The 10567-nt window shown below is 75.2% G+C and carries 2 protein-coding genes and 1 pseudogene; all 3 read right to left on the minus strand.

The window, feature by feature from the left end:
* Nucleotides 1-1682: type I polyketide synthase (locus tag ACIRJR_RS36970; protein WP_403789153.1), on the minus strand; the 1682-nt coding region annotated here is incomplete at its 3' end.
* Between the two features lie 32 nt (nucleotides 1683-1714).
* A pseudogene (locus ACIRJR_RS36975) lies at nucleotides 1715-7474 on the minus strand (SDR family NAD(P)-dependent oxidoreductase); the annotation flags it as partial.
* Nucleotides 7475-7527: 53 nt separating this feature from the next.
* A partial coding sequence (locus tag ACIRJR_RS36980) for a type I polyketide synthase (RefSeq protein ID WP_403789155.1) occupies nucleotides 7528-10567 on the minus strand: 3040 nt, incomplete at its 5' end.

Raw genomic sequence — 10567 nt, forward strand, 5'->3', positions numbered from 1 at the left:
TGCCCCGGAAACACCAACACCCGACGACCCGTCACACCGGCCACACCCTCGACCACAGCCTCGCCCAACGTCACACGACGGTGCTCGAACACCGACCGCGACGACACCAGCGAATACCCCACATCCACCACACCCGGCCCACCCACACCCTCCAGCGCGGCCCGCAACCGGCCGGACTGTGTTTCCAGAGCGGTCGCCGACCTGGCGGACACCACCAAAGGCACCACAGGCAGTTCACGGACCGGGGTCTCCTCGACGGCGGGTTCCACCACCGGAGCCTGCTCCAGGACCACATGGGCGTTGGTGCCGCTCACACCGAACGAGGACACACCCGCCCGGCGCGGACGCCCCGTCTCCGGCCACGCACGCGACTCGGTCAGAAGGGACACAGCACCGCTGTCCCAGTCCACCTGCGAGGACGGAGCATCCACATGCAGAGTCCTGGGCAGCACACCTTCCTGGAGCGCCATCACCATCTTGATGACACCACCCACACCGGCCGCGGCCTGCGCATGCCCGATGTTCGACTTCAACGACCCCAGCCACAACGGCTGCTCAGCAGAGCGCTGCCCATACGTCGCCAGCAACGCCTGCGCCTCGATCGGATCACCCAACCGGGTGCCCGTCCCGTGCGCCTCCACCACATCCACATCACCCGCACCCAGGCCGGCACTGTCCAGAGCGGCCCGGATCACCCGCTGCTGCGACGGACCGTTCGGCGCCGTCAGCCCATTACTCGCACCGTCCTGATTCACCGCCGAACCACGCAGCACCGCCAGCACACGACGCCCACCGGCCACCGCATCCGACAACCGCTCCACCAACAGCACACCCACACCCTCGGCCCAGCCCGTGCCGTCCGCACCCTCCGCGAACGCCTTGCACCGGCCGTCCGAAGCCAGACCCCGCTGCTGCGAGAACTCCACGAACATCCCCGGAGTCCCCATCACCGTCACACCACCCGCCACAGCAAGATCGCACTCACCCGCACGCAACGACTGCGCAGCGAGATGAAGCGCGACCAACGACGACGAGCACGCCGTGTCCACCGTCACCGCCGGACCCTCAAGACCCAACGCGTACGAAATACGGCCGGACACGACGCTGCCGGAGGTACCGGTGCCGCCGTAGCCGCCCGCTTCCTCGTCGAGAGCGGCCCTGTCGGTGCCGTAGTCGTGGTACATCGAGCCGACGAAGACGCCGGTGCGGGAGCCCTTCAGCGAGTCCGCCGGAACACCCGCCCGCTCCAGCGCCTCCCACGAGGTCTCCAGCAGCAACCGCTGCTGCGGATCCATCGCCACCGCCTCACGCGGCGAAATACCGAAGAACCCCGCGTCGAACTCACCCGCCCCGTGAAGGAAACCCCCCTCACGCACATACGAACGCCCCGGAACACCCGGCTCCGGATCGAACAGCGACTCCACATCCCACCCACGGTCCCCCGGGAACGGCGACACCGCGTCCACCCCCGACGACACCAACTCCCACAACGCCTCCGGCGAACCCACCCCACCCGGAAAACGGCACGCCATCCCCACGATCGCGATGGGCTCGCTGCCGCGTTCCTCGGCCGTGCGCAGCTTTTCTCGGGTCTCGTGCAGCTCGGCCATGGCGCGGCGAAGGTAGTCGCGGAGCCTGCCCTCGTTGCCGGTGACGTCGTTGTGGGTGTCGTTAGCGGACACAGCTCTCCCCTGGAGGTGTCGGTGCCGGGACTTCAGGCAGTGCGGAAGCCACTGTCGAACAGCTGGAACAGCTCGTCGTCGGAGGCGGAATGGAGTAGTTCGGTGACGTCGCCGGTATCCGGCACGTCCGGATCCGGGGTGTGCCGTGCCGGGTCCGCGGCGACGGTGCCGAGGTCGGCGAGCAGTGCTCCGAGGCGGTCGGCCACGGTTTGGCGGGCTTCTTCTCCGAGGCCGGCCCGGGTCGCGGCCTCGGAGAGCTGGTCGAGCAGGGCGAGTACGGAGGTCTCGGCGCCCGGCAGTTCCCCGTCGAGGTGTTCGGCGAGGGCCAGGGGCGTCGGGTGGTCGAAGACGAGGGTCGCGGTCAGCCGGAGTCCGGTGGCTTCCGTGAGCCGGTTGCGCAGTTCCACGGCGGTGAGCGAGTCGAAGCCCGCTTCCTTGAAGCTGCGGTTCGGAGCGATCTCGGCCGGGCCTGCGTGACCGAGCACGACGGCCACCTGGGTGCGAACGAGATCGAGGAGGAAGGCGGTGCGTTCGGCCCGGGGCAGTTCCGCGATCCGGTCGGCGAACCCGGCGACCTGGTCGGCGGGCCGCTCGGCGGCCGCGGTGCGCGCGGCCGGGCGGCGGGTGGTGGGTCCGGCGAGGGTGCGCAGGACTTCGGGCAGTGCGCTGCCGGCGTCGCGGACTGCGGCGGGGTCGGTGCGCATCGGCAGCAGAACCGGTTCTTCGCGGGTGCAGGCCTCGTCGAAGAGGGCGAGGGCCTCCGAGTGCGGGAGGGGGACGAGCCCGCTGCGGCGCAGTCGGGCGGCGTCGGCCCCGGAGAGCTCGCTGGCCATGCCCCCGCCGGCCCAGGGGCCCCAGGCGAGGGAGAGGGCGGGCAGCCCCTGGGCCCGCCGCCAGGAGGCGAAGGCGTCCAGGTAGGCGTTGGCTGCGGCGTAGGTGGCCTGTCCGGCGCTGCCGAGAAACCCGGCCGCGGAGGAGAAGAGCACGAACGCGTCGAGGTCGTGGCCGCGGGTGAGTTCGTGCAGGACGCGGACGGCGTCGGCCTTGGGCCGCAGTACGGCGGCGAGGCGGTCGGCGCTCTGTGTGGTGACCAGGCCGTCGTCGAGTACGCCTGCGGTGTGGATCACGCCGGTCAGGGGGTGGGCGGTGGGCAGTTCGGCGAGGAGCGCGCCGAGTGCCTCGCGGTCGGCGGCGTCGCAGGCGGCGACGCGGACCGTGGCGCCGGCCTCGGCCAGTTCGGCGGTGAGGCGGGCCGCCTCGGGGGCGTCCGGCCCTCGCCGGCCGGTCACCAGCAGTCGGCGTACGCCGTGCCGGTGGACCAGGTGGCGGGCGACGGCGGAGCCGAGGCTGCCGGTGCCGCCGGTGACGAGGACGGTTCCTTCGGGGTTCCAGACGGGGTCGCCGGCGGGTTTCGCGGCGGGAGCGGTGCGGACCACGGCCGGGGCGTACGGGGTTCCGTCGCGCAGGGCGAGCTGACCGGGCGCGTCGCCGCGGGTGAGGGCGCCGGGCAGGGCGGCGTACGAGGCCGGGGCGGTGTCGAGGTCGGCGAGGGCGAAACGGCCGGGGTGCTCGGTCCGCGCGGAGCGCAGCAGGCCCCAGGCCGCGGCGGCCGCGGGGTCGGTGACGGGGCCGGCGCAGTCGACGGCGCCGTGGGTGAGCAGGGTCAGACGGACCCCGGCGAGGTGTTCGGCGGAGAGCCAGGACCGGGCGAGCCCGAGAGCACGGGCCCCGGCCTCGTGCGGGTCTCGCGCTCCGCCCAGGTCGGCGAGCACCTGGACGGGTGCGCCGTCCTCGGCGCGTACGCCGTCGAGGTCCTGCGGGCCGGCGCAGCGCCGCACGCGCGCACCGGCGGCGGTCAGGGCCTCGGCAACGGCCGGGTCGTGGTCGCCCAGGAGGTACCAGTCGGTGTCCTGGACGGTGGCCGCCCCGGTTGCGGCGGGTGCGGCCGGCAAGGGGTTCCAGGTGGGGCGCAACAGCGCTTCGGCAGGGGAGGCCGCGGCGGCGACACGGTCGGCGGAGATCCGGCGCATGGCCAGGGAGGAGGCGGCGAAGACGGCCCGGCCCGCGGGGTCGGCGGCGGTGACCGCGACGGCGTCGGGGCCGGCCGGGGAGATCCGGATCCGCAGGGCGTCGGCGCCCGCGACGTACAGGGTGGCACCGGTCCAGGCGAAGGGGACGAGCCCGTGGGCGTCCTCGCGGCAGGCGGTGACGGCGTGCAGGGCGGAATCGAGGAGGGCGGGGTGAATCCCGTACCTGGGGGCCTCGGCGGCCTCGGGCTCGGGCAGGGCGGCGTACGCGTAGACGTCGTCGCCGAGCCGCCAGGCGTCCCTCAGGCCCTGGAAGACGGGGCCGTAGCCGATGCCGGCCGCGGCGAACCGGTCGTTCTCTCCGTCGAGTGCTACGGGTTCGGCGCCCTCGGGGGGCCAGGTGCCGGTGAGGCCGGTGAGGTCGGGGCCGTCGGCGGGCCCGGCCGCGGGCCCGGTGTGACCGGTGGCGTGCAGGGTCCAGCCGCCGTCGGCGGGGTCGCCCGCCCGGGAACCTGCCGGAGCGGAGTGGACGGCGACGGGCCGGGTGCCGTCGGCGGCGGCCGGGCCGTGCCAAAGGCGCAGTCGGACGGGCGCGTCGTCGGGCAGCACGAGCGGGTTCTCGAAGGCGAGTTCCGCGACGCCGTCCTCGCCGGCGGCGGTCAGGGCGAGTTCGAGAAGGGCGGTTCCGGGGAGCACCGCCCGGCCGGCGAGGGTGTGTTCGGCGGTCCAGGGGTGGGTGCGGGTGGACAGGGTCGCCACCCACACGGCGCCCCGGCCGTCGGGAAGTTCGACGGTGGCGGCCAGCAGGGGGTGGTCGGCCGGGGAGAATCCGACGGTGGCCGGTGTGGTCTGCGGGACGGCGGCGTCGAGCCAGAAGCGGCTGCGCTGGAAGGCGTACGTGGGCAGCTGGGCCGCGAGGGCGGTGCCGGCCCCGCGGCGCGGCGCGGGGGCGACGGTCGCGGACAGGCCGTGCACGTGAGCGGTGGCCACGGCCTGCTCGAAGGCAGTGTTCTCGGGGCGGCCGCGGCGCAGCAGGGAGAAGGTGACAGCGGCCGGGTCCGCCTGGCGCGGGTCCGGTTCGTCGGTGTCGAGGACGGTGCGGCTCATCGCGGTGAGCACGGCGTCCGGACCGAGTTCGAGGAAGGTGTCGATGCCTTCGGCGCGCAGGGCGCGCAGACCGTCGAGGAACCGTACCGGGCGGCGCGCGTGGCGGACCCAGTGGTCCGCGCCCAGCGCGTCGCCTGCGGCGGTCTCTCCGGTCAGGTTCGACATGACAGGTATCTTGGGCGGGCGGTATTCGAGACCGCGAGCGATCTTTTCGAACTGTGTCAACATGCCGTCCATGTGCGGCGAGTGGAAGGCGTGGCTGACCTTCAGGCGCTTGGCGGCGCGACCGCGGCTCTTCCAGTGCTCGACCAGTTCACCGACTGCGCCCTCGTCCCCGGCGATGACGACGGCGGCGGGCCCGTTGACGGCGGCGAGGCCGAGTTCGGTCTCGCGGCCGGCGAGTTGGGGCGCGAGCTCCTCCTCGCTCGCGGCGATGGCGCCCATGGCGCCGCCCCCGGGCAGCTCGCCCATGAGGCGGCCGCGGGCGGCGACCAGGCGGGCCGCGTCGGCGAGGGTGAACACGCCGGCCACGTAGGCGGCGGTGATCTCCCCGACGGAGTGCCCGGCCACGGCCTCCGGGTGCAGGCCCCGGGAGGTGACGAGGGCGTGGAGGGCGGCTTCCAGCGCGAACAGCGCGGGCTGGGTGTACTCGGTGCGGTCGAGCAGCGCGGCGTCGGCCGAGCCGCGCTCGGCGAACATCACCTCGCGCAGCGGGCGCCGCAGGTGTGGGGCGAATGCGGCGCAGATCTCGTCGAGGACGCCGGCGAACACCGGCTGGGACTCGTACAGTTCGCGTCCCATGCCGGGGCGCTGGCTGCCCTGGCCGGTGAAGAGGTAGGCGGTGCGGCGGCCGGCGGCGGCGCGGCCGGTGACCACGCGGGCCGGGCCGGTCCCCTCGTCCGCGGCCAGGGCCTCGACGCCGCGCAGCAGTTCCCCGGCGTCCGCCCCGAGCACCACGGCCCGCTGGGGGAACGCGGTGCGGTGGTGGGCGAGTACGGCGGCCACGGCGGCCGGGTCGGCGGGGTGCCCGGCGCGGTCGGCGGCGCCGAGGTGGTCGGCGAGCCGTCGGGCCTGGGCTCGCAGGGCGGCGCCGTTGCGGGCGGACAGGGCCCAGGCGAGGGTGCCGGAGCCCGGGTGTGCCACCGGGTCCGCCCGGTCCTCGAGGGGTGCAGGGGCCGCGGCGGACGGGACGCCTTCGGCGGGCAGGGGGGCCGAGGGGGTGTCCGCGGCAGGGGCGGGTTCGTCCGGTGACGGGCCCGCCTCCAGGATGACGTGGGCGTTGGTGCCGCTGGCACCGAACGCGGAGACGCCGGCCCGGCGTGGCTCGCCCGGCCGCTCGGGCCACGGGGTGTGCTCGGTGAGGAGGGAGACCGCACCGGCGGACCAGTCGATCCGCGTGGACGGCACGTCGGCGTGGAGGGTCCGGGGCAGGGCGCCGTGCCGCAGGGCCAGCACGGTCTTGATGACGCCCGCGACGCCCGCGGCGGCCTGTACGTGCCCGATGTTGGACTTGAGGGACCCCAGCAGCAGCGGCGACGAGGCCGACCGGCCCTGGCCGTAGGTGGCGAGCAGGGCCTGTGCCTCGATGGGGTCGCCGAGCCTGGTGCCGGTGCCGTGCGCCTCGACGGCGTCGACCTGGTCGGCGGTGAGCCCCGCGCCGTCGAGGGCGGCGCGGATGACCCGCTGCTGGGCGGGGCCGTTGGGTGCGGTGAGGCCCGCTCCGGTGCCGTCCTGGTTGACGGCGGAGCCCCGGATGACGGCCAGGACCGTACGGCCTTCACGGCGGGCGTCGGAGAGCCGCTGGAGCAGCAGCATGCCGGCGCCCTCGCCGAATCCGGTGCCGTCGGCGGCGTCGGAGAACGCCTTGCAGCGGCCGTCCGCGGCGAGCCCGCGCTGCCGGGAGAAGTCGATGAACATCGTCGGCGTGGACAGGACGGTCGCGCCGCCCGCGAGCGCGAGGTCGCACTCCCCGGCGCGCAGGGCCTGTGCGGCCAGGTGGACGGCGACGAGCGAGGAGGAGCAGGCGGTGTCGACGGTGACGGCGGGGCCGCGCAGTCCGAAGGTGTAGGAGATGCGGCCGGAGGCGACGCTGCCGGCGCTGCCGTTGACGAGGTAGCCCTCCAGTCCCTCGGGGATCCGGCCGCCGGGGACGTGCGGGACGCGGGCGCCGTAGTCGTCGTACATCACCCCCGCGTACACGCCCGTACGGCTGTCGCGCACGGTGTCCTGGCGGAGGCCGGCCCGCTCCAGCGCTTCCCAGGAGGTCTCGAGGAGGAGCCGCTGCTGCGGGTCCATCGCGAGGGCCTCGCGCGGGGAGATCCCGAAGAACTCCGGGTCGAAGTCCGCGCAGTCGTGGAGGAACCCGCCTTCGCGGGCGTAGCTGGTGCCGTGCGTGTCCGGGTCCGGGTCGTAGAGCGCCTCCAGGTCCCAGCCGCGGTCCTCGGGCAGCGCGGAGACGGCGTCGGCGCCGGACTCCAGGAGCTTCCAGAGCGCCTCCGGGGTGTCGGCCCCGCCGGGCAGCCGGCAGCTCATCGAGACGATGGCGATCGGCTCCCGGGCGGCCTCGGCGGCCTCTTCCGCGGTGCGCAGCCGGGTGCGGGTGGCGACGAGTTCCGCGGTGACGCGCTTGAGGTAGTCGCGGATCCTGTCGGTGTTGCCGGTGTCTTCAGCGCCGTCGGCGCTGGTACTGGTGCCGTTGGCGGCGCTTCCCGTCACAGCTGCTCCTCGATGAAGGCGAAAAGGTCGTCGTCGGCGAGATCGAGCGCGGGCTCGGGCTCGGGGGCGCCGGGCGGGGGCCCGCCCAGGGCGGCGACCAGGACGGCCAGACGCCGGTGGACGACCTCGCGGCGGATGTCGCCCTCGGCGAGCGCGGTCACGGATGCCTCCAGCGCCTCCAGCCCGGCGAGGGCGGCCTCGCCGGCCTCCCTGCCGCCGCCCTCGGCGGTGCTCAGCTCCTCGCCGATGTGCTCGGCGATGGCCTGGGCGGTGGGGTGATCGAAGGCGGCGGAGGCGGCCAGCCGCAGTCCGGTCAGGGCGTTGAGCCGGTTGCGGAGTTCGACCGCGGTCAGTGAGTCGAAGCCGATCTCACGGAAGGCGCGGGCAGGTTCGACCGCCTCGGGCCCGGCGAAGCCGAGTACGGCGGCCACCTCGGCCCGGACCAGGGCCAGCAGTTCCCGCTCTCGGGCGGCGGCGTCGAGCGGGGCCAGGCGCCGGGCCAGGCCTTGGGCGGCGCTCTCACCGGAGCCGGTGGCGCCGCCGGCCGGCGCGGCCGCGGCCCGCGGTACCGCCTGGGCCGGGACCATCGCGCGCAGCAGGGCGGGGACCGCTTCGGGGCCGTGCGCGGTCTGCTCGCGGCGCAGGGCCTGGGCGTCCAGGCGCAGCGGTACGAGCAGTGCGTCGCTTCCCGGGTCTCCCCGGCCCGTGAGGGCCAGGTCGAAGAGGGCGAGTCCCTGGTCGTTGGTCATGGGGGCGATGCCGGAGCGCCGCATGCGGCGCAGGTCGGCGTCGGAGAGATGCCCGGTCATTCCGCTGGCCTCACCCCACAGACCCCAGGCCAGGGAGACGGCGGGCAGCCCGGCGGCACGGCGGTGCTGTGCCAGGGCGTCCAGGAAGGTGTTGGCGGCGGCGTAGTTGGCCTGGCCGGGGCGGCCGAGGAGTCCGGCGGCTCCGGAGAACAGGACGAAGGCGGACAGCGGCAGGCCGCGGGTCAGTTCGTGCAGGTGCAGGGCGGCGTCGGCCTTGGGCCGCAGCACGGTGTTCAGCCGCTCGGCGTCGAGGGCGGTGAGCGCCCCGTCGTCGAGCACGCCGGCCGCGTGGATCACGGCGGTCAGCGGGTGCGCCGGGTCGATGCCGGCGAGCAGGGCCGCGACCGCGGAGCGGTCGGACGCGTCGCGGGCGGCGATCTCGACGACGGCGCCAAGTGCGGTCAGTTCACCTTCCAGGTCTGCGGCCCCGGCCGCGTCCCGGCCGCCACGGCTGACCAACAGCAGCCGGCGGACGCCGTGGACGGTCACGAGGTGGCGGACGAGCAGGCGGCCGAGGGTACCGGTCGCCCCGGTGACCAGGACGGTCCCTTCGGGGTCGAAGGCGCCCCCGGTGGCGTCGGTCCCGGTGGCGTCGGTCCCGGTCCCGCTGGTGTCCGTGCGGGTGAGAGCTGGGACGAGCACCTCGCCGGCCCGCAGGGCGAACTGCGGCTCCCCGGTGGTGAGGGCCGAGGCGAGCGCGTCCGCCGAGGCGGGCGTGGCGTCGGTGTCGACGAGCACGAACCGGCCCGGGTGTTCGGTCTGGGCGGAGCGTACGAGTCCCCAGAGGCCGGCGGCCGCGAGGCCGTCCGCGGTGTCGTCCGCGGTGGCGGCGACAGCCTGCCCTGTCAGCACGGTCAGGGGTACCTCCGCGAGAGGTCCTTCCTGACCGAGCCAGTCCTGTACCAGGGCCAGGCCCCGGGCGGTGAGGGCGCGCACGTCCTCGGGCGCGGTGCCCGGGCCGGCCGCGAACTGCGCGACCACGGCGTCCGGCAGAGGAGCGCCCGCGGCGACGGCGGCGCGCAGTGCCGCCGCGTCCGTGTGCACCCCCGCCACGGCGCGGCCTGCGGCGCCGAGGCCGAAGGTGTCGGCGCCGAGCACGGCCAGGCGGGCCGGCGGCTCGGCCGCGGGACGGCCGGCGGGCGGCTGCCAGGCCACGCGGTAGAGGGGGAGCCCGCTGTCTGCGGCGGCGCCGAGCATCGCGTCCAGGCGGTCCTGCGCGAGCGGCCGCATCACGAGGGCGTCCAGGGTGAGCACGGGGACGGCGGTGAGGTCCGCGGCCTCCAGGCGCACCGCACCCTCCCCGGCCGGGGTGATGCGTACGCGCAGCGAGTCCGCGCCGGCCGCGTGCAGGGTGATGCCCTTCCACGCGAACGGCAGCAGCACGGAGCCGTCCGGTACGTCGAGCAGCCCGCCGGCCAGCCAGGGCTGCAGGGCCGCGTCGAGCAGCGCGGGATGCGCACCGTAGCCGGCCGCGTCGGCCCGTGCCCGCTCGGGCAGCCGGATCTGGGCGAACACCTCGCCGTCGCCGCGCCACAGGGCCTCGATGCCGGCGAAGACCTCGCCGTACTCGTAGCCGAGGTCCGAGAACTGCCCGTAGACGTCAGCGGGTTCGACGGGCTCGGCGCCGACGGGCGGCCAGACGGCGTCCTCGGCCCAGTCGGCGGACGCGGCGGGTCCGGCGGCGGGGACGACGACGCCCTCGCCGTGCCGGGTCCACCCGGCCTCTTCGGCACCGGCGGTGTCCTCGGGGCGGGAATGGACGGTCAGCTGTCGGCGGCCCTGCCCGTCGGCGGCCTCCACGCGCACCTGGATCTGCGCGGCACGGCGGCCGTCGAGGACGAGCGGGGACTCCAGGGACAGCTCCTCCACGGTGGCGCAGCCGGTCGCGGCGGCGGCGTGCAGGGCGAGCTCGACGAATGCCGTGCCGGGCAGCAGGGTCCGGCCGCGGACAGCGTGGTCGGCGATCCACGGGTGATCGGTGAGTGAGATCCGGCCGGCGAACACCGTCTCGCCGGTGGAGGCGACCGGAAGCGCGCCGCCGAGCAGCGGGTGGGTGTCCCACACCATGCCGAAGCGGGCGGCCGCGGCGTCACCGACGCCCGCGGGCGAGGTCGGCGCCCAGTGTCGGGTGCGTTGGAAGGCGTAGGTGGGGAGGTCGACGGTACGGGCCCCGGTCCCCTCGAACAGGGCGGTCCAGTCGATGTCCGTCCCACGCACGAAGAGTTCC

Source organism: Streptomyces sp. NPDC102402 (genome assembly GCF_044765765.1).
In the GTDB taxonomy this organism is placed as follows: Bacteria; Actinomycetota; Actinomycetes; order Streptomycetales; family Streptomycetaceae; genus Streptomyces.